Annotated in this window: 17 protein-coding genes; 8 read left to right on the top strand and 9 right to left on the bottom strand. The window is 63.2% G+C overall.

Annotated features, from left to right (window positions below; all coding sequences use genetic code 11):
- Positions 1-86: 86 nt before the first annotated feature.
- The 3 genes from adhP to NCR34_RS23880 form a co-directional block, all read right to left on the bottom strand.
- Entirely contained in the window at positions 87-1,112 is a 1,026-nt protein-coding gene (adhP, locus tag NCR34_RS23890) for an alcohol dehydrogenase AdhP (protein ID WP_250501198.1), read from the bottom strand.
- Positions 1,113-1,606: 494 nt separating this feature from the next.
- On the bottom strand, positions 1,607-1,861 hold the full coding sequence (locus tag NCR34_RS23885; protein WP_248324168.1) for an RNA-binding protein: 255 nt from the start codon (positions 1,859-1,861) through the stop codon (positions 1,607-1,609).
- 108 nt (positions 1,862-1,969) lie between these two features.
- On the bottom strand, positions 1,970-4,297 hold the full coding sequence (locus tag NCR34_RS23880) for a DUF3141 domain-containing protein (RefSeq protein ID WP_248324169.1): 2,328 nt from the start codon (positions 4,295-4,297) through the stop codon (positions 1,970-1,972).
- A gap of 496 nt (positions 4,298-4,793) precedes the next feature.
- On the opposite strand from NCR34_RS23880, the gene NCR34_RS23875 reads away from it, so the two are divergent.
- From NCR34_RS23875 to NCR34_RS23865, 3 genes are read left to right on the top strand one after another with little or no spacing between them, the layout of a single operon-like run.
- Positions 4,794-6,209: an efflux transporter outer membrane subunit gene (locus NCR34_RS23875; protein WP_250501197.1), complete on the top strand. Its 1,416-nt coding sequence runs from the start codon at positions 4,794-4,796 to the stop codon at positions 6,207-6,209.
- Positions 6,210-6,235: 26 nt separating this feature from the next.
- A complete protein-coding gene (locus NCR34_RS23870) occupies positions 6,236-7,366 on the top strand; it encodes an efflux RND transporter periplasmic adaptor subunit (RefSeq protein WP_250501209.1) in 1,131 nt (376 codons plus the stop codon).
- Entirely contained in the window at positions 7,344-10,448 is a 3,105-nt protein-coding gene (locus tag NCR34_RS23865; RefSeq protein ID WP_250501196.1) for an efflux RND transporter permease subunit, read from the top strand. Before NCR34_RS23870 ends, NCR34_RS23865 begins: the two co-directional genes overlap by 23 nt.
- Positions 10,449-10,793: 345 nt before the next feature.
- Here NCR34_RS23865 and NCR34_RS23860 read toward each other — a convergent pair whose 3' ends face one another.
- Positions 10,794-11,291 carry an SRPBCC family protein gene (locus NCR34_RS23860; protein WP_248324249.1) on the bottom strand — a complete coding sequence of 166 codons (498 nt, stop codon included), beginning with the start codon at positions 11,289-11,291 and terminating at the stop codon, positions 10,794-10,796.
- A 514-nt stretch (positions 11,292-11,805) separates the two neighbouring features.
- Between NCR34_RS23860 and NCR34_RS23855 the strand changes: the two genes are divergently transcribed.
- Positions 11,806-11,997, top strand: a complete 192-nt coding sequence (locus NCR34_RS23855) for a hypothetical protein (RefSeq protein ID WP_248324172.1) — start codon at positions 11,806-11,808, stop codon at positions 11,995-11,997.
- A 584-nt stretch (positions 11,998-12,581) separates the two neighbouring features.
- On the opposite strand, the gene NCR34_RS23850 is transcribed toward NCR34_RS23855, so the two are convergent.
- The gene (locus tag NCR34_RS23850) at positions 12,582-13,367 is read right to left on the bottom strand and encodes an IclR family transcriptional regulator (RefSeq protein WP_175943157.1); all 786 of its coding nucleotides are present in this window, start codon (positions 13,365-13,367) and stop codon (positions 12,582-12,584) included.
- A 185-nt stretch (positions 13,368-13,552) separates the two neighbouring features.
- On the opposite strand from NCR34_RS23850, the gene NCR34_RS23845 reads away from it, so the two are divergent.
- The 4 genes from NCR34_RS23845 (at position 13,553) to dctA (ending at position 17,793) form a co-directional block, all read left to right on the top strand.
- On the top strand, positions 13,553-14,836 hold the full coding sequence (locus tag NCR34_RS23845; protein WP_250501208.1) for an MFS transporter: 1,284 nt from the start codon (positions 13,553-13,555) through the stop codon (positions 14,834-14,836).
- Positions 14,837-14,840: 4 nt separating this feature from the next.
- A complete protein-coding gene (locus NCR34_RS23840) occupies positions 14,841-15,287 on the top strand; it encodes a type II 3-dehydroquinate dehydratase (protein ID WP_250501195.1) in 447 nt (148 codons plus the stop codon).
- Between the two features lie 233 nt (positions 15,288-15,520).
- Complete coding sequence (locus tag NCR34_RS23835; RefSeq protein WP_250501194.1) at positions 15,521-16,486, top strand: LysR family transcriptional regulator; 966 nt, start codon at positions 15,521-15,523, stop codon at positions 16,484-16,486.
- On the top strand, positions 16,483-17,793 hold the full coding sequence (dctA, locus tag NCR34_RS23830; RefSeq protein WP_248324175.1) for a C4-dicarboxylate transporter DctA: 1,311 nt from the start codon (positions 16,483-16,485) through the stop codon (positions 17,791-17,793). The genes NCR34_RS23835 and dctA overlap by 4 nt, the downstream gene beginning before the upstream one ends.
- A 14-nt stretch (positions 17,794-17,807) precedes the next feature.
- Here dctA and NCR34_RS23825 read toward each other — a convergent pair whose 3' ends face one another.
- The 4 genes from NCR34_RS23825 to NCR34_RS23810 all read right to left on the bottom strand — a co-directional run bounded on the left by NCR34_RS23825 (position 17,808) and on the right by NCR34_RS23810 (position 24,117).
- The gene (locus NCR34_RS23825) at positions 17,808-18,590 is read right to left on the bottom strand and encodes a substrate-binding domain-containing protein (RefSeq protein ID WP_250501193.1); all 783 of its coding nucleotides are present in this window, start codon (positions 18,588-18,590) and stop codon (positions 17,808-17,810) included.
- Between the two features lie 50 nt (positions 18,591-18,640).
- Positions 18,641-19,939 carry an MFS transporter gene (locus NCR34_RS23820; RefSeq protein ID WP_248324177.1) on the bottom strand — a complete coding sequence of 433 codons (1,299 nt, stop codon included), beginning with the start codon at positions 19,937-19,939 and terminating at the stop codon, positions 18,641-18,643.
- Between the two features lie 168 nt (positions 19,940-20,107).
- Complete coding sequence (locus NCR34_RS23815; protein ID WP_250501192.1) at positions 20,108-22,807, bottom strand: CoA-binding protein; 2,700 nt, start codon at positions 22,805-22,807, stop codon at positions 20,108-20,110.
- Positions 22,808-22,818: 11 nt separating this feature from the next.
- Positions 22,819-24,117: an ATP citrate lyase citrate-binding domain-containing protein gene (locus NCR34_RS23810; protein ID WP_250501191.1), complete on the bottom strand. Its 1,299-nt coding sequence runs from the start codon at positions 24,115-24,117 to the stop codon at positions 22,819-22,821.
- Positions 24,118-24,432: the final 315 nt, after the last annotated feature.

The raw sequence follows: 24,432 nt of genomic DNA, 5'->3' as shown, positions 1-24,432 counted from the left end.
GATATGGGAGGAGGCGCGACTTCACCGGCTTTCACAGCGCGTCGCATATCGCCCGTATCATCCGTGGACACGCGCTGTTCCCGCTTTCATTCCAGCGTGAGCACGACGCGACCGTCCACCTTCCCGCTTTTCAGATCGGCGATCACCGAGTTGATGTTCTCCAGCCGGTCTCGACGGATGTGCGCGCGCACTTTGCCTTCGGCGGCGAAGTCGAGTGCTTCCTGGAGGTCGCGCCGCGTGCCGACGATGGAACCCCGCACGGTGATGCCGTTGAGGACGGTCGAGAAGATGGGCAGCGGAAAGTCGCCCGGCGGCAGGCCGTTCAGAGACACTGTGCCGCCTCGGCGCACCATGCCGAGCGCCTGCGCGAACGCGCTGCGCGACACGGCCGTGACCAGCACGCCATGCACCCCGCCGATCTCCTTTTGGATGACGGCGGCGGGATCGCCGAGCGATGCATCGATTGCCAGCTTCGCCCCGAGATCGCGGGCGAGCGCGAGCTTGGCCGGATCGACATCCACCGCGACCACATGCAGGCCCATCGCGATGGCGTATTGGACTGCAACGTGCCCGAGCCCGCCGATGCCGGAAATGGCGAGCCATTGTCCGGGCCGCGTGTCCGTGACGCGAATGCCCTTGTAGACGGTCACGCCCGCGCACAGAATCGGCGCGATCTGGTCGAAGGCGACCTGCTTCGGCAGGTGGCCCACATAGTCGGGGTCGGCGAGTACGTATTCCGCATAGCCGCCGTTGACCGAATAGCCCGTGTTCTTCTGCGCATGGCAAAGCGTTTCCCATCCCGAGAGGCAATGCTCGCAGTGCCCGCACGCCGTGTAGAGCCACGGCACGCCGACGCGATCGCCTTCCTTCACCTGCGTAACGTCCGCTCCAACGGCGGCGACGTAACCGACGCCTTCATGACCGGGAATGAACGGCAGCGTGGGCTTCACGGGCCAGTCGCCGTCGGCTGCGTGGATATCCGTGTGACAGACACCCGACGCCGCGATCTTCACGAGTATCTCGTTGCGGCCCGGCGTCGGAACCGGCACTTCTTCGATGCGCAAAGGTTCGCCGAACGCATGAACGACAGCGGCTTTCATCGATGTACTCATGAGAAACTCCCGTGGACGAAAGACGGCGACTCGTGTGGTGAGGCACCGGACGTGCGGTCAGTATGCGCGGCAACATTACGGGGCCTTTGACTCAGGTCAAGCGAAGCACGAGACCACATGTCCTTCTGTCATCGCGTCTTTGATCCGGCGTTGTTGCGATAACGAGGCGTAAATCCGTGAAGATGAGCGGCATCGGATACGCAGCCAGGGCCCTCGCGTGAGCGTGGCCAAAGCGGCGAGTCCTTCACGGATTCGACGACGAAGCGACGAACGCCGCAGCGACTAACCCCTGTCGGCCAAGAGTCGCGCGAGGCGCGAACGTTGAGCCGTGTACTCAGGCAGCGACGTCGCAGAGGCGGGCCAACATCAATCCGGTCGCTTGCTGTGTTGCGCGGATCGGTCGCACCATTCCGGAAGACGTCGGCCACATGGAAAGCGACTCTCTGCACTGTCTGACGCAACGCCAGGAAGGCTCCGACGACTCGACGACTATTTCACTCCGGCCGGTCCTTCACGACCTGTACCACGATTCTTCGATTCTTCCAGAACAGGTCGTGCACGCGCGGCTGCAGGCGCCGCAGCAGCTCCGGATCAGCCCTTTCGAATATCAGCACGGCCGCTGGCGCCGAGCCGTCCCCAGGAACACGCTCGATTCCGTCGCACGGAGGAAAGCCATACTTGGCCAAGAACTGTTTGATCTCGTCGTCAGAGCTTTCCGCTTCGATATTGTTCACTAGCACGAATGTCATGATGTTGCCCTCGAACCCGTCGAGTCCTCGCTGTCGGACTGCCTTCGATTTGCACGGCATGGCATTAGAACCTTCAAACGGCACCTGCCGATCGCTATCAATCCGACGCTAGGATTGCGCCATCGCCACGCTTCGCCGTTCGCGCTCAGAGTCGCGTTTCAACACGTTTCGAATGCGCGCGAGCATCGCCGTCTGCGCCTCTGTGGGGCGGATCTGGCGAACCCGCTCATCGGCCAAAATCTTGTCGAGCAGCGCGAGCAGCTTCCCGCACTGGGCGCGCTCGGCCAGAAGCACGGGCAGCGTGAGAAGCGCCTGTTCCGGCTCGAATTGCACGATGATTTCCTGCTCACCCCCTATCCGGCGCCACTGTTCGATCGGAAGCGCCGGAAGGTAGCCGCCATAGTCCTTCAGCATCTCCTGGCCCAGTGTGAGTTCGGCCAGCGAGACGGGCTCTCCCTTGGGCGACAACAGATGCCAGATGCGTGCGAATGCTTCGGCGAAGCCGCCGTGCGTGACGGATGCCAGCGCGTTCTTGACCACTGCGAGACTGCGCAGGTCCGGCTCTGCTTCCGTTTGAGGCCCCGCCGCCTTCTGTTTGTCGGCGAGATAGAGCGAGAACATGTTCCCGTATATGTAGAAGAACGCCGACTCAGTGAGCGCGTCGCGCATCGCTCGGTAGTAATCGAGTGAGGCGCTCACCAGGTCCGAAGCCTTGCTCTCGGCCGTGCGTAGCGGATCGTCCGGGCCGACCGCTTCCCGGTGCGCCTTGACGGTCTGCGCGGCCGGACCGAGCCACCATAGCCACGGGTTGGCATCCGAAATCACCCAGCGCTGAAGGCGCAAGGGATGCAATTCGCGCAGCATCTTGGCGCTCATTTCGTTCGACATGAACTGCACGAGCGGCTGCGCGAACAGTTCATAGGCATGCTGATTGAAGTCCGAGACCGCAGCAACAATCTCGAATGGCTTCTCGTCGACACGCTTGAAGCGATTGAGCCGCGCACGGATGTCCTCGAGCTGGTGTTCGCGGAACTCGACATCGTATTGAGTCCGCTCCGCATCGCCCGGGCGCTCGGTGATGACCATCTCATACAGGCCCGGCGTCAACAGCTCGATCGCCTCCAGCACGGAGACGATCTGCGAATACTCCTTTTTCGCGACCTTGCCTGATACGAAGATACCAAGATGGCCGATGTCCTGATGCACGAGCCCAACAATCACCTGTCCCCGCGCCTTGATCTCCTCGGTGCTGCCATACACGTCCGCAACCCAGTTGAAGGCTTGCTGAGGCGGCGTGATGTTGTCGCCCATCGACGCAAAGAGGATGATCGGCGAATGTATTTCTCGCAAGTCGAAGGTTTTTCCATTATCTGACTGCACACCGCCGGACCATAGCTTGTTGCCGACGAAGAGATTGCGGGTGATCCACTCGATCTCGTCGCGGTTCAACAGGTAGTAACCGCCCCACCAGCGTTCGAACTCGAGAAAGCGCGGCGGCTCGGTGTCGATGTTGGAATACACCTTGTAGTACTTGTCCCAAAGGCTGTTTGCGGGGTTCAGGTTCTCGAAGTTCTGCACGAGATGGGCGCCGTCGAACTTTCCGTTGCCCACATCAGCGGCGAACGATGACATCCAGGTGCCGCCGAGCATGCCGCCGGCATAACGCATCGGGTTGTCGCCTTCCCCTTCGCGCCATGCGCCGCCCCAATAGGACATCGGCGCGCCGTTGATGACGATGGGTCCGGTGTCCTCCGGATCGGCGGCTGCGAGCATCATGGCCGCCCAGCCGCCCTGGCAGTTTCCGACGATCGCAGGCTTCGGACTGTCGGGATGCAGTTCACGCACTTTCTTGACGAACTGCTGCTCGGCTGCGCACACGTCGAGCATCGTTTGCCCGGGCTCGGGGTCGACGAAGAATATGACGAAGTACACAGGATGTCCGCCACGCAATGCAACGCCCACCTGTGAGTCGTCCTTGAAAGCGCCAATACCGGGACCATGTCCGCCACGCGGGTCGATGATCACGTAAGGCCGCTTCTTCATATCGATTCTGACGCCGTCGGGCGGAATGATTTTCAGCAGTGCATAGTTCACCGGTCGTTCGAAGCTGCGGCCGTCGAGAAGCGTCTCATGTTGAAAGTGCAATACGGGCGTGGGCCCACCCTCGAGTTCCATGTGCACGAAGTTGTTGCCGCGTTCGCGCATCGTGTCCCAGAAGAGTATCGACCGCTGCACAGAATCGACTGCATAGCGCCAGCCATTCTGCGCGCCCGTCGGCGTTGCGAGCGTGGCAGGCCACGCCGCTGAACTGCCACCGAGCGATTCGCGCATACGCGCCTGGAAAGACTCGCAAGCGAGCTGACTGCGCTTCTGAAAAAGCAACCCGACTTTGAGGGCAATGTCGTGGCTGCGGGACAGTTGCGTTCCTGCATCCATGGGGGAGACTCGCAGATAGAGTGAATGGGCAATCGTCGCGCTAGCGGTTGCGACGTTTGCAGCATGTTGCTCGTAGCCGCGAGACGCTGGCTTGATACAGATCAACCGGGCCGTCGGCTGCGACGCATCCATATCTGCACATGTCGATGGTCGGCACGTCGAGCAAAGCGATCGAGAAGCAGCGCTAACTTGGAGGATGAAAACTTACGCCGTCGCAGTCATTGCGCGACGATCTTTCGGGTAGACGGCACGTTGATGTGCATCAAAGAAATCCCGTCGCGGCGCGGATAGGTTGAATACCGACAAAGACGAACCATCCCCCACGGCACGCATCGACTGAGGCATTCGGCTCACGTCCAGGTCGGTCGGGGCAACGATGCTCACTTGTCATGGCCACCCTATGTTCATCGTCGAGTATTGGATCATGAGCGAGAGTAGCTACTGCGCGCCTCACATGGCAAAGCGGTCACGGCGTGCGCTCGCGGCCACGCTTGCAGTGGCGCTTTCGCTCGTACTGGCGAGTTGCGCGGCCCCCGACATGCACCCTTCCGTCGACATGCCCGGCCGATTCGCTGCGGCGCCGGCATCCGTCGATGAACCCGAGACCGCCTGGTGGGACAGCTACGGTGACCCGGTGCTGGGGGACCTGGTTCGTCGGGCGGCGCAGGAGAACCGCGACATCAAGGTTGCAATGGAGCACGTGCGCGCGGCGCGGGCCGGCGAGACGATCAGCCGGTCATGGCTGTTTCCCAGCGTCGGGATTTATGGCGCAGCCTTCGATCACAAGACCGGTTTCGATTCGTTCTTCAAGCAGACCGTGCCAGAGGCCGCCGACACGAAGGGTTGGCAAGCCGGCGTCGACGTCTCCTGGGAAATCGACATCGCTGGCCGACTGCGCGCGGGCGCCGCAGCGGCCGCCGCGGACACGCGCACGGCGGAGGACGTCGCGAGAGGCGTGCGTCTGCTGGTCGTGTCGGACGTGGCCACGAACTACTTCACGCTCGTCGGCGCGTTGCGGCAACTCGATACGGTCCGCGCGATCTCGGCCGCGCGTGACGAGACGCTACGGCTCGTGACGGCTCGCCAGCGCGTCGGCCTCGCCACGCCGTTCGACGTCGAGCGAGCGCAGACCGAAGCGGCGACGGCCCACGCCGCAATACCGCCGCTGGAAACGCTGGCCGCGGTGTCGCGTCATCGCATCGCCGTGCTCATCGGCGATCAGGCGTTCGCCGCGTCGAGTATCGCGCCGTCGCGCGTCGATATTGCCGCTCCGACCGCGCGCGCCGGACAGCCAGCCGCACTCTTGCAACGCCGGCCGGATCTGCTCGCCGCGCAGGCGCAACTCGACGCAGCCAATGCGCGTCGGCAACAGGCGAAGGCCGAATGGTTCCCCCGTCTCTTCCTCGGGGCCCTGTTCGGCCGCGAGGGGCTCGACGTCAACGGCATGGCGCTCGGCGCGGCGCGCTTCACCAATGTAGCCGCATTACTCGCGATGCCGATCTTCAACGCGGGACGGACGCAAGCCCTGAACGACATCGCCGAGAGCGGGCAGAAGGAAGCGGTGCTTCGCTACGAGAACGCGATCGTGCGCGCACTCGAAGATGTCGAGAATTCGCTCGTCGCACTCGACGACGAGCGGCAACGCGCGCAACTGCTGGATGGCGCCGCCAGTTCGGCCGAGGCGGCCCTGCGACGCGCCCAGTCGCTGTACGACCGCGGGCAGACCGATCTTTTGCCGCTCCTCGATGCAGAGCGCTCGCGCTTGTCAGTGCGAGTCAGCGCCAACGACGCCAACACCCAACTGCTGCTCGACAGCGTGCAACTGTACAAGGCACTCGGTGGCGGGTGGGAAGTGTTCGAGCCCTCCGCGACATCGAGCGGTGCGGATGCAGCACATTCCCCGAAATCCTGAACCATCGTCCGAAACGAGGAACTGTCGTGAGAACCCATGTCTGCCGGGCGCTTCCAGTCATATGCTTCGCCGCGATCTTGTCAGGCTGCTCGGAAAAGCCGCCACCTGAAGCGTTGCGTGTCGTTCGCACAGCGGAGATCCGCTACGACAAGACTCAGGAGACGGATCGATACTTCGGCTCCGTGCAATCGCGCTATGAAGTCGATCAGGGTTTCCGCGTCGGCGGGAAGATCGTGAGCCGCAAGGTGGACGTGGGCATGAAAGTGCATCGAGGCGACGTCCTCGCCGTCCTGGACGGCACAGATTACAGGCTTGCGGTGCAGGCCGCGCAGGAGAAGTTGACCGCGTCGCAAGCGCAGGCCCGGCAAGCCGAGTCGGATCGAAAGCGGCTGGAAGCGCTCAAGGCCGATGGTTCGGTCAGTCCGTCCGACGACGAAAAAGCGCAGACGAACGCGCGCACGACGCGTTCCGCCGCCGAAGCCGACGCGCGCAATCTCGAACTCGCCCGCAATCGTCTCGAATACACCACGCTGCGCGCGGAGCAGGACGGGGTCGTCACGAGCGTGAAGTTCGAGACCGGCCAGGTGGTGGCCGAAGGGCAGCCCATTGTCTCGATCGCGAAGGACGCCGAGCCCGAGATCGTCGTCAATGTGCCGGAGGACCATGTGCAGTCGTTCAAGACGTCGCGATACAAGGCATGGCTTGCCAGCGCATCCGCCGACACGTTCGATGTCGTATTGCGTGAACTATCGCCCCAGGCTGCGGCGCAAACCCGCACCTTCCGCGCGCGCCTGAAGCCCGCGGTGCCCCGATCTCTGCCGCTTGGCGCAACCGCGACGCTCGTGGTCGAGCGCCCGGCGGCGCAAAACGACGTGGCCGCTATCCCGGCTGGTTCGATCACTCAGAATAATGGCCGGCCCGCAGTCTGGGTGGTTCGTCAAGAAGGGACCAACGCAACCGGAAAGGTCGATCTCATGCCCGTCGAGCTGCGCGGGTATCGCAACGACGACGTGCTTGTCTCCGGGCTGCCGGCCGGCGAGTTGGTGGTCACCGCGGGCGTGCACAAGATGGCACCGGGCCTGAAGGTGGTACTTGGCGGCGTTCGGAGCGAAGTCGAAACGAAGAAGGTTTCACATGAAGTCGCTCAATCTCACTGAATGGGCGCTGAACCATCGCGCCATCGTCCTGTTCCTGATCCTCTCGATCACGATCGGAGGCGTGCTGGGCTTCACCAGGCTCGGTCAGCTGGAAGATCCTAACTTTTCGGTGCCTTCGATGACGGCGGTGGTGATCTGGCCCGGCGCGACCGCGCAACAGATGCAGGACGAGGTAGTCAACCGCATGGAGAAGAAGTTCGAGCAGCTCGACCACTTCGACAAGGTCAAGACCTACGCCCGGCAGGGATACGCCGGCATGCTGATCTCGGTCAAGGGCGGTACGTCGCATGCGGACCAGCGCGAAGCCTGGTATCAGGCGCGCAAGAAGTTCAGCGACATCAAGCTCGAGCTGCCTGACGGCGTCATCGGTCCGATCTTCAACGACGAGTTCAGCGACGTCACCGGCCTGCTATACGCGGTCAAGGGCGACGGCATCAGTCAATGGGAGCTGAGCGACATCGCCGAGGACATCAAGCGGCGCCTGCTCAGGGTGCCGATGGTCAAGAAGGTCGACGTCTACGGCAAGCAGGCCAAGAAGGTCTATGTCGAGTTTTCCAACGAGCGCCTCGCCGCGCTCGGCATCACGCCCCTCCAGATTGCGGAAAGCCTGCGCAATCAGAACGCGGTGGAAGCAAGCGGCCAGATCGATACCAGAACTGACCGCCTGATGGTGCGGGTCAGTGGTCAGTTCAACGACCTGGACGACATCCGCAACGTTCCGATCGCTGCCGCCGGGCGCGTCATCAAGCTCGGCGACTTCACTACCGTCACGCGAGGCTACGAGGACCCGCCGCAGTACACGATCCGCCACAACGGGCAACAGGTGCTCATGCTCGGCATCGTGATGACCGACGACGGCAACATCGTCGAACTCGGCAAAACGCTTCAAGGCACGATCGCCAGGGTGCAGTCGGAGCTGCCGTACGGCGTCGAGCTCGAGCGCGTGGCCGACCAGCCGACCGTGGTCGGCGAATCGGTCTGGGAGTTCGAGCGCTCACTGCTGGAAGCGCTGGCGATCGTGCTGGTCGTGAGCCTTCTGAGCCTCGGCTGGCGTACCGGCATCGTCGTGGGCCTTTCGGTGCCCATCGTGCTCGGCGTGGTCGCGCTGGTGATGCTCTGCATGGGCTGGAATCTCGAGCGCGTGTCGCTCGGCTCGCTCATCATCGCCCTCGGTTTGCTGGTCGATGACGGAATCATCGCCGTCGAGATGATGGTGGTGAAGATGGAGGAAGGCTGGGACCGCGTGAAAGCCGCCGCGTTCTCTTATTCGTCCACTGCACTGCCGCGGCTTACCGGCGCGCTGATCACCACTGCGGCTTTCATGCCCATCGGCTTGTCCAGATCGACGACGGGCGAGTACGCGGGCGGCATCTTTTGGATCGTGGGCACCGCCGTGCTGTTCTCGTGGTTCGTGTCCGGGATCATCACGCCGTATCTCGCGGTGAAGATTCTGCCGGACATCAAAAAGCACGACCACGGCGGCGACCCCTACCGCACGCCGTTCTACAACAAGCTGCGTGGAATGATCGAGCTCGCCATCGCCAGGCGATGGTGGGTCATCGGCGCGACGGTCGCAGCATTCGCTTTGGCCGTCGCAGGCAGTCAACTCGTGCCGCAGCAGTTCTTCCCGAACAGCGACCGGCCGGAATTGATCGTCGAACTGCGCTTGAAGGAAGGCGCTTCGTTTGCTGCGACCACCGAGCAAGTCAAGAACATGGAGGCGGTGCTCGCGAAGGACGCGGATGTCAAGTTCTACACGGCATACACCGGTGCCGGCCAGCCCCGCTTCTACCTGGCGCTCGACCCCGAACTGCCGAACCCCGGCTACGCCGTCTTCGTGGTGATGACCAAAGGCCTGGAAGCGCGCGAACGCGTGCGCTCGCGCCTGATGTCGATCGCCAACGACACGTTCCCCGCGGCGTGGGTCCGCGTCACGCGCCTGGAACTGGGTCCGCCGGTTGGCTTCCCGGTGCAGTTCCGCGTCGTCGGCTCGGACAAGCAGAAGGTTCGCGAGATCGCGCGCGAGGTCGAGGCGGTGGTGGCGTCGAGCCCGAAGGTCCGCGACGTACAACTCGACTGGAACGACCCGGTGCGCACGCTGCGCGTCGATCTCGACCAGGACAAGGCGCGTGCGCTCGGCCTGGCGCCTGCGGACGTCGCCTTCGTGACGCAGGTTTTCATGAATGGCGCGGCCCTGTCGCAGTTGCGCGAGCACGAAGACCTGGTCGACATCGTCACGCGCGCCGTGCCTTCCGAGCGCCTCGATCTCGACACGCTGAAGAACGTCAATGTGTACACACGCGACGGAACGGTCGTACCGCTGTCTCAGGTCGCGCGTGTGCGCGACGTGCTCGAAGAGCCGGTATTGTGGCGGCGCAACCGCGACATGGCCATCACGGTGCGCGCCGACGTCAAGGATGGCGAGCAGGGCGTCTCGGCCACGCAGTCGATCGTGCCGCGGCTCGCGGGCATCGAGGCGAAGCTGCCGTCTGGCTATCGGATCGACGTGGGCGGCGCCGTCGAGGAAAGCGACAAGGCGAACAAGGCTCTGGCGGCGGTGTTTCCGGTGATGCTGATCACGATCCTGTCAATCCTGATGCTGCAGTTGCAGAGCTTCTCCAAGATGTTCATGGTGCTTCTGACCGCACCGCTCGGGCTCATCGGGGTCGTGGCCGCGCTGCTGATCTTCCGGGCGCCCCTCGGCTTCGTGGCGATCCTCGGCATCACCGCTTTGTCCGGCATGATCATGCGCAATGCGGTCATCCTCGTCGATCAGGTCAGCAAGGAGACCGAACAGGGCCTCGATCCCTGGAATGCGGTGCTGGAAGCCGCGATCCATCGGACGCGTCCCGTCATGCTGACCGCCGCGGCCACGGTGCTTGCAATGATCCCGTTGGCGCGCAGCGTCTTCTGGGGCCCAATGGCAATCGCCATCATGGGAGGCCTCACGGTGGCGACGGTGCTGACGATCTTTTTCGTGCCGGCGTTATATGCCGCGTGGTTCAAAGTCCAGCGCGGGCAGCGCCCCCGGGCCGTCGATGCAGCGCCTCCGGCGGGGCGGCAAACGGCTGCGGCCGAATGAAGACGTGAGCACGGCCGAAAGAACATGGACGCATCAGGCGGGGAGCATGGATGCGTTGCTCACTTCGCTGCGCGCAGCAGGACTCGTCAGCACCTGTTCGAAGCTTCCTCAGAAAGGTTCTACAGCGGAGCATGCGGACGTGTCGTTGCTGGCGGTTATACGATGATGCGGAGTTCAGATCACCCCTCGAAGGATGAGGGAACACCCGGAAGGCTCTTGAGCAACGCCGAGCGGGTCCAGTGCGCGACTTCACATGCCGGGGCTACGCGGCCTCGGTTCTGCTTCGGCGCCCTATCGACCGGCTGTGGTCTGAGCAGGCAATCGCGAGTTGCATGGCTTCGGGTCTTAGCTATTCCGCCCACGATGACCAATGCTCACCAGCTTCGCGCCGAGTCGCCTTGCGAGCGCTTCGCCGCCTTGCTGCATGACGTAATCGTGATTCCATTCGAAGAGCGGGCGCGCCACGGGAGCGAGCAGATTCATCCAGCCACGGCCGGTGCGCACGCGCCATTCGTATCGGACGGCGGTGAGCTCATCGCTCGATGAGAACGTCCAGCGCCCGATCCCCTCCACATCGCCGCTCGCCACGCCTTCGAGCAACACGAGCGGCTTAACCTGCGTGACGCGCATATCGAAGCGCACGCGATACGGCAGGCGACCCCTCCACACGTAACGATGCAATGCGCCCACGCCATCGGCCGCGCCGCTTTCCACTTCGCTCACGCGCTCGACGCAGGTCCACCATTGCGGCCACGCAGCCGGATCGTGAACGGCGTCCCATACCGCCTGAATTGGCGCCCCGATCTTCCAGACGGTAACGAACCGATATTCGCTCGCGTGCACGATTGCCTCCAGAGCGCTCACTCCCCGTTCGGAATCGGCTCAATGGCCTCGTCGGTTACTGGCCGCCGCCGAGCGCGTTAATCGCGACTTGCAGCATCGGTGCGGCCTGTTCTCGCGGCTAACCTTTCTAGTACGTCGCTTTATCTTTCATCGACCAAGCCACTCGAGGAGGATAGTAGATCATATCCGGGTCTCCGCAACCCGCGGTCGAGTCGGGGGGAATAGACGTGCAGTGTCCTGACGCACACTGGCGGCCATGCGTTACACGGCAACTCGCCAGTCTGCGACGCCCAACAACCGTGCCCCGATGTGTCGTGGGCCAACCGACAGTTCGCCCCGACGAGCCATTCGGACGGCAGTTTCCCGCGTCGACGTTTCCTTTAACTTCAATGACTTACGCGCCGGCCGCTGTGTCGCGCATCGCATGGCACGGAACCTGTGATGAAGAGGGCGAGCGACGCCATACGCGCTCAATTCTCCCGGCCTTCGGGCCTTACTGAAATAGGTGACCAAAATGTGCGCACTGAACATTGTCGACCTTCGCCACGAAGAGGAGCTTTCCCGGACCGAGATGGCACAGGTCATCGGAGGGCATGACGTGGAGAAGGAAAAAGCACTTGTCGAGCTATGGGGTGTCATTCACTCAATGACTGCTCTGGAGAACGAGCCCGAGCCCGCTCCCCCGCATGTGCCCATGAAGCTCTGACCGTCGAGATGCGGGTCTGGTCCTCGGGGTCGAACGGCAAGCGAAAGAGGAAGACCGCAAGGGCTGCTTTCCGGCCGTTGCGGTATCGGCTGAAGCGGCTGGGAAACGAGATTGATGCGCCTGGAGACGAAGCCGCTCGCAAGAAGCGGCGCTAAAACTCGACAACGTGCGCGATATTGATTCGTCGAAGGTCGCCTCGAGCAGAGCCAAGTGCTCCGCTGCATGCAGGCGCTGCTTTTTTCCGCCGCGCTGGCTCGTCGGCGAGACACCTACCGCACTAAGAATCGACGATTCACTGGCATGGGCTTTATGAGTCGTACTAAACCAAGGGTTCTGGAAGCTGTCATTAGAGACTTTGCGGCGATGACCCAATGCGTATTGGTTTGCGGCGGAAACTGACTGACTCTTAGCGGAAGTGAGTCAGTTCTTGCTCGACTGTCAGTTGGACCGCAACGGCAATTACATTGAAATTAGGCGGGAATTCTAGTGGCCGTCGCGGCGCCGTTCTTCATGGCGCAACGCATTTATCCGGTCTTTTGTATTCCAGCAATGAAGGCTCCCTGACGAGTCCCGCCCCCGCTCCCTCATCCCTTGCCCAGAGGTGGCCGGCTCGGAAACCCAGCCATATTGCTGAGCTGAGCGAGTTCATTGGCGGCCTCGCGCAGCAGTTCCGAGTACTCGTGGATCTTCTCTGCGGTCAGCCGCTTGCGCGGGCCCGCCAGGCTAATGACGCCGACGCAACGCGAGCCGCTGACCACCGGTGCCGCGACCGCCGACATCCTCGGCGCAAACACCTCGTCGATCATTGCGTAGCCGCGCACGCGCGCGGCGTGCAGGAAACCGAACAATGCCTTCAGCGTCGTCGGCGCGTTAGGGCCGAATTCCTTCGGCTGACCGAAGCCCTGCTTCAAGACGAGCGCGGCCGCTTGTTCATCCGACATCGTCATGAGCCACGCGTGACCGGTCGACGTGCACGAAAGCCGCGCGGCCTGACCCATGTCGGGATCATAGCGAAAGCCCGTGCGCTGTCCGTCCGCCTTGCCGACCCAGATGATGGCGTCGCCATCCACCAGCGACAGCCGCGCCAGTTCGCCGGTCTGCGCCGCGACACGTTCGATGATCGGCTGCGCGATGTCCGCGATGCCGGTCAGGCTCAGAAACTCGAGGCCGTTCGACGTCATGCGCATCGTGAGGATGTAGCGGCTGTTGTCGGCGAACTGACGCACATAACCGCTTTCGACCAGCTCGGCGAGCACGCGATGACATGAACTCCGCGGCATGCCTAACGCATCGGCGATCTCCAGCAGCCCCGTGCCTTCGCCCTGCGACGCGAGGAAATCCAGAATTCTCAGGCCGTTCTTCAGCGACATGGATCGTCGAGCTTTCGCGATATGAAACGCAGTTCCGGTCCGGAACATGTGGCGTTGGTGGAGCCAACAATAACACTTGTTCGTCCGAGAAACGAACGCCAACATCCGAGAACCAGGAGACATCCATGTCAGTTACCGCTGACCCCAACATGGCCGCGGGCGAACGATCCGCGCAGGCCCACTTGATGGCGCGTCGCGCAGTGGCGGGCGCGACCGTCGGCACGGCGCTGGAGTGGTTCGATTTCGCGCTCTACGGCGTGGTCGCAGCCACGATCTTTCCGAAGCTGTTCTTTCCATCGCTCGACCCGACTGCGTCGCTGCTTGCGTCGCTCGCCAGCTTCTGGGCGGGGCTCGCGGCGCGTCCGCTCGGCGCGGTGATCTGCGGCATGCTCGGCGACCGCTGGGGACGGCGCAACCTCATGCTCGTCACGGTTTCGGTGATGGGCGCGTCCTCGTTCATGATGGGCCTGCTGCCCACTTATCAGCAGGTCGGCATTCTTGCGCCGACCTTGCTGGTGTCGCTGCGCATCATCCAGGGGTTCGCGCTCGGGGGAGAATCGACCGGCGCGCAACTGATGGCCGTCGAACACGCGGCCGCGACGAAACGCGGATGGTATTCCGGCCTGCTCGGCATCTGCTCGCCGCTCAGCCAGATCCTGGCGAATTTCTCGCTCTTCGCACTGTCCGCCCTGCTTTCGGCCGATGACTTCGAATCCTTCGGATGGAGAGTCCCGTTTCTCGCGAGTTTCGTGCTCGTGCTGCTCGGAATCTATATCCGCATGAAGGTCAGCGAGACGCCGGCGTTCGAGGCGCTGAAGAAAAAGGGCGAAGGCGCGCGCGCCGCCAATCCGCTCGGCATCGTCTTCAAGTTTCACTGGCGGACCGCACTGCGTCTGACGCTGTTCTTCTGCGGCCCGGCGGCGCTGTTCTATCTGATCGTGGTCTTCTCGCTGAGCTATCTCACGAAGAACCTCGGCGTGCCCAAGCAGACCGGTTTCATGCTGCTGATGGTGGCCAATGTCTGCGCCATCGCGGGTGCGCTCGCGGGCGGCTATCTGAGCGACCGGATCGGGCGTAAGCGCGCGCTGATGATCGGCTCGTTCTGCACGCTCGTCTGCTGTCTGATTTACTTTCCGATCCTCAACCAGCACTCGGTCGCCATGACGATGGCCGTGATGGGCGCATTTCTCGGCTTCACGCAGTTCCAGAGCGGCATCCAGCCGGTATGGTTCGCCGAATCCTTCCCGACCGAAGCGCGTTACACGGGGTCCGCGCTGTCGTACTCGGGGGCCAATCTGCTCACCGGCGGGCCCATGCCGATCGTCGCGGTGGCCCTGCTCAATGCCTTTCACGGTTCACCGTGGGCCATCGTCGCTGTGTGTGGCTCGCTGAACCTGCTCTCCTTCCTCATGATCGCCACGTCGCGGGAAACCAAAGACACGGCCCTCGAACGCAGCGCCACCCATTGAAACCATGACTCGCAAACTGTATATCCTCAACGGTTCCAACCTGAACATGCTGGGGCTGCGGGAACCGCACCTTTACGGCCATACGACGCTGAAGGACATCGAACAAAACTGTCTCGCGCTTGCCGAGGATCTCAAGTTCGATTGCGTGTTCCGTCAGACCAACAGCGAGAGCCAACTGATCGACTGGATTCAGGAAGCATTCCTGCAGGACGCCGCGCTCGTCATCAACCCGGCCGGCTTTTCGTTCGGGCGAATTCCGGTGCTCGACGCAGTCAAGATGATCCGCCAGCCGGTGGTGGAAGTGCATATCACGAACATTCACCGGCGCTCCGAGGAATACCGTCACTCGACAATCTCGGTGGCCGCGACCGCGGTGATCTGCGGGGCGGGCGCGAACGGGTACTTGCTCGCGATTCGCGCTGTCGATGACCTTTGGACCGCACAGAGCTAATGCTTGAGTGAATCATCGTCGCGGTAAGCGGCCGTTAGCAGAGGCGAACGAAAGCACCGAAATGCCGTCGATCGCCTCGCCCTCGGGCGCTTAACGACGCAGGCCCGAGAACCCTCAGGAACTGGCCCCCACCCTCGCCCCCTTCCGATCCACATCACGTCCCTCTCCGCAGGAATAGACGCGCCCGCTGCGTCATGCACAATATCGGCATCTAAGAACGCGGAGAATGGCCCGTGGGCGTCAACTTCGACCTCAACGACTTGCAGGCATTCAGAGCCGTGGTGGAACTGGGCAGCTTCCGAAAGGCAGCCGAGGCGGTGAACATCTCCCAGCCAGCGCTGAGCCGCCGGATCGACAAGCTGGAGGAAGCGCTCGGCGTGCGTCTCTTCGAACGCACCACGCGCAGCGTGACGCTCACGACTGTCGGCCGGGCATTCGCGCCGAGCGCGGAGCAGTTGCTGGACGATCTCGATGTCGCCCTGCTCGGCATCCGCGATGTCTCGTCGAGCCGATTGGGTCATGTCACCATTGCCTGCGTGCCATCCGTGGCCTACTACTTCCTGCCAAGCGCGGTTGCGAGCTTCCATCGCCGTTTTCCGCGCATCAGGGTGAAATTGTTCGATGCGAGCGCGAACGAGGTGCTCTCCGCCGTTCTCAGCGGCGAGGCTGATTTCGGCGTCAGCTTCATGGGAAGCCAGGAGTCCGAGGTCGACTTCAAAGTGCTGCTGCAGGAGCAGTTCGTCGCGGCTTGCCGTCGTGACCACCCGCTCGCGCGCAAGAAACGCGTGACCTGGAACGAACTCTACGAGCACGACTACGTTTCCGTGGACAAGACGTCGGGCAATCGTCTGTTGCTCGATCAGGCTCTTTCGGCCGTGTCGCCGCGCGCGCCCAGCGTATGCGAAACGCGTCACGTCACGACCATGCTGGGTCTGGTGGAAGCGGGCCTCGGCGTGGCTGCCGTACCGTCGATGGCCATGCCGGGACGCAATCATCACATCCTCACGAGTGTGCCGCTGGTGGACCCTGTCGTGAAGCGACGAGTAGGCATCGTGAGGCGCCGCGGACGCACGCTCACGCCAGCCGCGCAGGAGTTTCATCAAACGATTCTGGATATGAGAGGCGATGTCAGGAGTAGCGGCACGTCAACCGACGACGTAGCCCGCAAAGCGCGCCCAAGCAGGAAGCCCGCGTCGTGAGGGTGGCGAGAACGCTCCGTCTGCTCTATGTGCAGGTCGTGCTGGGCATGGTGCTCGGCATGGCGCTCGGGCACTTCTGGCCGCAAGCCGGCTCGCATCTCAAGCCTGTCAGCGACGGCTTCGTGGGCCTCGTCAGGATGATGATCACGCCGATCGTCTTCTGCACGATCGTCTCCGGGATCACCTCGGTCGCGAGCGGCAAGGCAATCGGTCGCGTGATCTTCCGGGCGCTGGGACTCTTCTATTTTTTGACTGCGGTGGCCCTCGCGCTGGGACTCGTCACGGCCTTTCTGATGCGGCCCGGCGCGGGCATGCATATCGACCCGCGAAGCCTCGATACGACGAATCTCGCGCAGTATGTGAAGCAGGCGCATCCGGATGGCTTCGTCGCCTTCGCGCTGAACGTCATCCCCGATACGATGTATGGCGCCTTCGAAAAGGGCGAGGTGCTGCCGGTGCTGCTGCTCTCGCTGCTATTCGGCTTCGCGTTGAATCTGCATCCGGCTGCGAGCCGGCCCGTGCTCGCGCTCATCGAGGGCTTCGCGCAGGCGCTGTTTCGCATCCTCGCTATGATCATGCGGCTTGCGCCGCTCGGCGCATTCGGCGCGATGGCTTTCACGGTGGGTCGCTTCGGGATTCACTCGGTCGGCTCGCTCGGCATGTTGATGGTGTCGTTCTACGTGGCGTGCGTGCTGTTCGTCGCGCTCGTCCTCGCTCCGCTCGCGCGCCTGCACGGCTTCGCTCTGTGGCGGCTCTTGCGTTATCTGCGCGAGGAACTGCTCATCGTTCTGGCAACCTCATCGACGGAACCGGTGTTGCCGCGCCTGCTCACGAAGCTGGAGATGCTCGGCTGCGACAAGGGCGTCGTCGGACTCGTGCTGCCCGCGGGCTATTCGTTCAATCTCGACGGCACCGCGATCTATCTGACGCTGGCATCGATCTTCATCGCGCAGGCGTGCGATGTGTCGCTCTCGGCGTCGCAGATCGCGATGATGCTCGCGGTCATGCTGCTGACGTCGAAAGGAGCGGCGGGCGTGGCCGGAAGCGGCCTGGTGGCGCTCGTCGCAACGCTGGCCGTGATGCCGGATCTTCCTTTGGCGGGCGTGGCGCTGCTGGTGGGCATCGACCGCTTCATGTCCGAAGCGCGGGCGCTCACGAGCGTGGTCAGCAACGCGTGCGCGGTGATCTTCGTTTCGATGTGGGATGGCGCCTGCGATCGCGCGCGTCTTGCGCAAATGCTGCGCGCGCCGGCGCCGGTAGACGCCGACGGCGCAGAGGACCACGCGAGCAGTACCTCGGGAAGTTGACCGCGCAGGCTAGATCAATGCGCGGCGACGCTATCGAGCCCGGTCGATCTCACATCGGCCTGCACGCCGGGCGATGCGAGATAGTCGAGGAGCGCCTTCGCTTCCTTCGGATGCTGCGCGCTCACCGGAATGCCGGCGGCAAAACGCGTGACAGACTGCAAAGACTCCGGAATCTTTCCGACGAACGTCGCGCCCTTGACCGGCAGCAACTCGCTCACCTGCTGAAAGCCGATCTCATAATCGCCGTTCGCGACGACCGAAGCCACCGGTATGCGCGGAATCATCTTCGCCTTGGGCTTGACCTGGTCCTCGATACCGAGCTTCGTGAACAGCTCCCGCTCGATATAGACGCCGCTCGCGCTGTCGGAGTAGGCGATCGACTTGGCATGCAGCAGAGTCTGCCGCAGGCCTTCCGCCGAGCTGATATCGGGCTTCGCCGCGCCGTCGCGCACGACCATACCGATGCGCGAGTCCGCCAGTTCCACGCGCGAACCGGGCACGACCTTGCCCTGCTTGATCAACTCGTCGACCGCATAACCGACCATGATGACGGCGTCGGCCGGCTCGCCCCGTTCGAGGCGGTTGGGAATGGCTTCGGGCGATTTGCCCATCGACGGACCGAGCGCGGTGTCGAGCGTGTTGCCCGTCTCCGACGCGAACTTCGGACCGAGCACCTTGTATGCCGCGGTGAAGCCACCCGAGCTCATGATGTGCAGGTCGGCGGCCTGTACGCTGGACGCAACGGCCGAGGCGGCGATGAGCGCCGCCGCGCAGAGTTTCGAAAGCAAATTCTTCATGATCGAAGTCGTGTAGGGTTCGATAGACGCTCGTCGCGACGAGCGTCGCATCAGTGCGCCGGAGTCAGCCTTGCCGCGCGCCGGCGATAGAGCGCGAACGTCGCCAGAAGCGCGCAGCCGGCGGCGAAGCTCATCCAGTATCCGGGTGCCGCCTTGTCGCCGGTCATGTGAATGAGCGCCGTCGAAATCGCGGGCGTGAAGCCGCCGAACACCGCCGTCGCCAGGCTATAAGCAAGCGAGAAGCCCGCCACGCGCACCTCGACCGGCATCACCTCGGTCAGCGCGACGACCATCGCGCCGTTATACATGCCGTACATGAATGAGAGCCAAAGCAGCACGAGCAGCATGTTGATGAAGCTCGGCGCGTGGGCGAGTATCGACAATGCGGGGTATGCGGTCGCGATAGCAAGCAGCGTCATGCCGACGAGCAGCGGCCTGCGGCCGACCTTGTCCGAGAGCGCCCCGCCGATCGGCAGCCACACGAAGTTCGACACGGCTACGCACAAGGTCACGAGCAGACTGTCCGCGGTGCTCAGGTGCAGGACGGTCTTTCCGAAAGTCGGCGCATACACCGTGATGAGATAGAAGCTCGACGTAGTCATCGCCACCAGCATCATGCCGGCGATCACGGCGGCCCAGTTGTGCGCCAGCGTGCGGAACACTTCCTTCATGCTCGGGCGATGCTGGCGTGCCTTGAACTCCTGCGTTTCTTCCAGATTGCGACGCAACATGAAGATGAACGGCACGATCATGCAGCCGACGAAGAACGGCACGCGCCATCCCCAGCTCGCGATAGCCGCGGTGTCGAGCGACTGATTGAGCAAGAAGCCAAGCGCCGCGGCAACGACGATCGCAACCTGCTGGCTCGCCGACTGCCAGCTCGTGAAGAAGCCCTTGCGGCCAGGCGTGGCCATCTCGGCGAGATAGACCGACACGCCGCCCAGTTCAGCGCCTGCCGAGAACCCCTGCAGCAAACGTCCGACGAGCACGAGCGCGGGCGCCAGAAGACCGATCGTCGCATAGCCCGGCACGAATGCGATCAGGATGGTGCCGCTCGCCATGATGGAAAGCGTGACGATGAGGCCCTTGCGGCGGCCGACATCGTCGATGTAGGCGCCGAGCACGATCGCGCCCAGCGGACGCATCAGAAAGCCGGCGCCGAAGACGGCGAACGTCATCATCAGCGAAGCGAATTCACTCGATGCCGGAAAGAACACGCCGGCGATTTGCGTCGCGTAGAAGCCGAACAGAAAGAAGTCGAACTGCTCGAGGAAATTGCCGGCCGTTACGCGGAAAACCGCCGCAGCCTTTGAATGTCCCGGCGAAAGGGTCGAAGGTGAGGGATGCATCGATGTGTCTCCTGAAGTCCCGAAATGTGCGGTCTGTCCGCTCTTGTATTTCGGGGATGATGGCCTGCCGCCATCAAAACGATAAGTGCAATGTTTTCAACGATTGATGTTCTGTGGTTATCAATCGCCGGAAACGGTCGGCTCGGCCGACCTCCCGGATGTCAGCGCTCAGGCCACGAAACGGCACTGTGAAGCGGGCGTGCGCGTGTCCATGTTGCGGCCGCGGTTCAGGTGATCGTCGATTTCCGCGGCGCAACCGAGCATGCGCGGATACAGAAAGATCGTGAACGCGGCGGTTTCGAGATCCGCCTCGCTGAACGCGCCGCGCTTGAGCGGCTGCCACAGCATTTTCAGCAGCAGCGCGGCGATCACGGCATCGACATTCACGCAGTAGACATTGCGCGAGACGCCCGCGTCGAACAAGGCCTGCACCAGCGCGCGGTAGTACGCATGAAACGCGTTGTACTCACCTCGCGCCTCGTACAGCTCCGCGATAAACACCTCGCGCGGATCGTGATTCACCGGCTTGTCCTTGAAACCCGGGTGATTGACGCCCGGCAGCTTGGCGATGTCGAGGCTGCCGGCCTGCTTCTGGCTCGCCTTGTATCGCGCGTAATGCTCGACGGAACGGCGCGCGAGCGCTTCGAGATCGACGCCGTGTTGCGGGTCCGCGGGATCGTCGAGGGCGCTGTCGCGAAACGCATCGGTGAGAAAGGCGATGCCCTCGTAGCCGTTGCCGCCGTGCGTATAGCCCGTGTGCGTCAGAAAACCCGTCAGCGCCTTGTTCAATTGCACGCGTTCGGGCGATTCGGGGCCATCGGCGGATACCGCGCCCTTCGCGCCTTGCGCCGAGATCGCGCCCGGTCCGTTCGTGAGCAGCAATCCGGTCAACGTCCTGAATGCGAACAGATCGTCGGCGGACGGTTCGAGGCCGAGCAACGCCGCGAACGCGATTTCCGTCAGCGAGCGCTCGCCGAGCAGCGTATCGGTGGAGAGATCGCAGAAGCTGTCCGGACGATGGCGCGACGCGTCCGCCGACGCGCCGATCAGCGTGCCGAAGAGCGTCGTCCACCATGGCAGGCTTTCCGCCGTCAGACGCGAGATGCGCTTGCGCATGAGCGGGCCCCAGGCGAGTGTCGTCGTGATGGCCGCGAGCACGGCGTCCGCGCGCGGATGGCCCGGGCCGCCGGCAAGCCATCGCACGAACACGGAACTCACGCCACGGGCGGCGAGGCCGGCGAGCATGGCTTCGGCCTTCGGATCGCGCTCGTCGGAGAACAGGGTCGCGCTGCCTTCGGTGTCGATCGCGTCGATGTCGAAGTCGTCGTCGAACGCGTCGACGAGCTTTGCCGCGGCGAAGCGGTCGATCATCAGCCTGGCCGCCTCGCGCGCCGCTCGCTGGCGATTCGGCCCGACGATCGCAGCGGCGGCGGCGAGCACCGCGTTGGGCGCATTGCCGGCCTCCCGCGCCGCCTGCGCGGCCGACAGTTCAGGCTTGCCGTACAGGTTCACCGCTGCGCCGACCGCGACGTTCATCAGTTTTTCGTCGTTCGCGCCGCCGAACTCGTGCAACAGCGCGAGGCAGACGTTCGCTTCGAAGGAATGCTTGGCCGCTTCGAGCATCGATACGCCGTGCAGGCTGCTCACCTGAGTCTTCGCATCCATCTGCGAGGCGCCCGAGGCATCCTTCAATGGCTGGCGCGGAGCAATAGCGCCGATCTGGTCGTTCACGCGCGCGACCTGTTCGTCATACGGCGCGACGGCTTTCACGACCGCGAGCGCGAGATCGTCGGGCAATTGGAGCCCCTGATCGGAGCCGAACCACGGCTTGAGCGCGAGACTGCCTTCGGGCTCGAAGTCGGGCAATGTGGCGTTCGCCCGCATCACCGCCGTGAGCGCGGCGGGAATATGGGCGATGTTCGTTACCACCGCGCCCTTCGCCGAGCAGCATGGATCGTCGGGCGTGAAAAGCCGTTCGACGCCGAATTTCTCCTTGAACCAGCGTTCCTTCGCCAGCGCATCGTCGGCGCCCCCCGCCATCGCGCCAGCATGTCCCACTGCGCGCGTCAGACGGCTTTTCCAGCGGCCCACCACGCACGCGACCACGGGTTTCGTGAAGTTCGCGTCGGCTTCGTAGTAACCGCCGGGCTCGCAGTACAACACGGCAGCCTTGCTGCGCGCGTCGTTTGCAAGCGCGAAGGCGAATTCCGGCGCGGCGTAGTGGATGTAGACGTCCTTCCCGCTGGAAATGACTGTGGAGGTGCCCCAGCCGCTCATGCGCAGGTACTGCGCAATCGTGGTGCTGAAGCCGCCGGAGTTCGAGAAGATCGCGATGGATCCCTGGCGCAAGGTCGCGCCCGGATCGTCGCCACCGAGCGCGCCGCCGATGCGCACGCGCTGCCAGGAGTCCGCCACGCCCAGCCCGTTTGCGCCGAAGATGTCGATGCCCGCCTGCTGACCCATCGCGCGAATCTCACGCGCATCGTGCACGGCGATCTTCTCCGTGATGATGAAGATCTTGCGCAGATCGGGATTCACGCGAATCAGTTCGGCGACGCCGTCGCGCGCGGCCGAAGGCGGCAGATAGACCACGCCGCAGTTGAACCGATGCCCGGCCTCCAGCCCTTCTCGCACGTTGTTGAAGACCGGAATGTCGCCCGCGGGCGTCGCAAGCACTTGTCCGCCTTTGCCCGGCGCCGTGCCGAAGACGACATTTCCGCCCGAGAAAGCGTGGCTCACCGGCGTCACGTCCGACGATTCGCCACCGAGAATATTGAGCACGCAGACGCGGTCTTCGCGCGTCGCGATATCCGCCAGCGACTGAATGCCGACGAAGTATTTGAAATGACTAATGCCTTGCTTGTGCATGTCCGATCTCCTCAAGCCGATGCCGTATGCGATTGCGCGTCGCGCGCGCCGATGCGCGCCGCCACTTGCGCGCGTCCGCCCGATTGCATCCATGTATCGGCCCGACGCGCGTACTGGATCACTTCGCTGATGTCCGAATCGAAGCCAAAAAGGCGATACGGCAGGCCGAGCGAATCGCAGGTGTCGCGTAGCGCCGACATGCCGCGCACGAGGTTGGGACCGCCGCGTCCGAGCACGACATAGAGCGGCGTCGGGCCGTGCGCGCTGAAGTGCTCGCGCAGCGCATCGGCCATCGCGCGCAGGGTCTCGAAGATGTCGGTGTTGTTGGACTTGCCGCCGATGATGAACAGCACATTCGACTGCTTCAGCCAGTGCCGGAAGCAGATGCGCGCCACTTCCTTCATCTTTTCGTACGGAGGATTGCCGCCGAAGTCCGACGAGATGATCGCCGCATCGCCGAGCATTTCCGTGACGAGCGAGTTCGCGCCGCCGCCGAAGGTAGGCGCGAGGATGGTGCCCTTGTCGTTGATCACGTAGACATCGCTTTGCCCCTGGTGCGTGCGCAGTTGATTGATCTCCTGTTCGAAATCCGAGTAGTCGGCGGCGAACAGATGCGGTGGCAGGCCGAGCCGCGAGAAGCGTGGATCGTCGCGATCGAATCCGCACTTGAAGTCGCATGCGACGGGCGTGAGACGTCCCTTCTTGTCCTCGCGCATGCGGATGGGGTTGAGTTCCAGCGTCGTCATCCCGAAGTCGTGGAACAGCTCCCAGAGCTTCGGCAACTGCTGCACGAGCGGCGAGATGATTTCGCGCGGCGCGCCGATCTCGCTCAGCGCGTTCGCGACGACGAACGCCTTCAATCCGGTCAGCGCATCGAACGGCACCATCGCGACGTGCTTCGGGTCGACTTCCTCGATGTCCATGCCGCCCATGTGCGAAAGCGTCATCGTCGGCGCGCGGAAACGCGTCGAATCCGTGATCGAGAAATAGACTTCGTGCTTGGCCGGCACGCCCGCTTCGAACGTCACCCCGTTTGCCTTGGCTTTCACATGGCCGACCGCGTGTTCGGCGAAGTACAGTCGTTCCTTTTCGGCGAGCGCCGTCTTCAGATCCGTTGCGCGGCCGAGCAGGCCCGCCTTGCCCTTCTTGCCCACGCCACCCTTGAACACCGGCTTGATGAATATCTGGCCGTGACGGTCGATGAGCGACTTGATCTCTTCTTCGCTGGCGCCCGGGCCTAGCACTTCGCTCGACGGAAAGCCGACGAATTGCAACAGGCGCGAGCCGTGCAACATTCCGGTGATCTGCATGTGACGTGTCTCCTGAATTTGAGCTATGACGGATGAAGTGGATACGGAAGGTCCATCGACTCGCTGCGGCAGGCGCGAGATGCACCGCTGCCGCTAGATGCGCTCGAAAGCGGCGGCAGGACTCAAGTAGCGAGATTGATTACGCGAGTTATGCGTCGATGACTGTTGACGGCAGCCGCGAACGGGCGTGCACTGGGATGCAGCGAAACGCTGATCCGCGCTTCGTGCCTGTCTCCGACGCGTTCTCTTTTATCAACGTCTTGAGATCAGATACTTGCGCAAGAAGGTCGAAACAAAAAGTGCAATTTTCTGAAG

Source organism: Caballeronia sp. GAWG1-5s-s, assembly GCF_023631445.1.
Taxonomy (GTDB): domain Bacteria; phylum Pseudomonadota; class Gammaproteobacteria; order Burkholderiales; family Burkholderiaceae; genus Caballeronia.
This window is presented reverse-complemented; position numbering and strand designations above follow the sequence as displayed.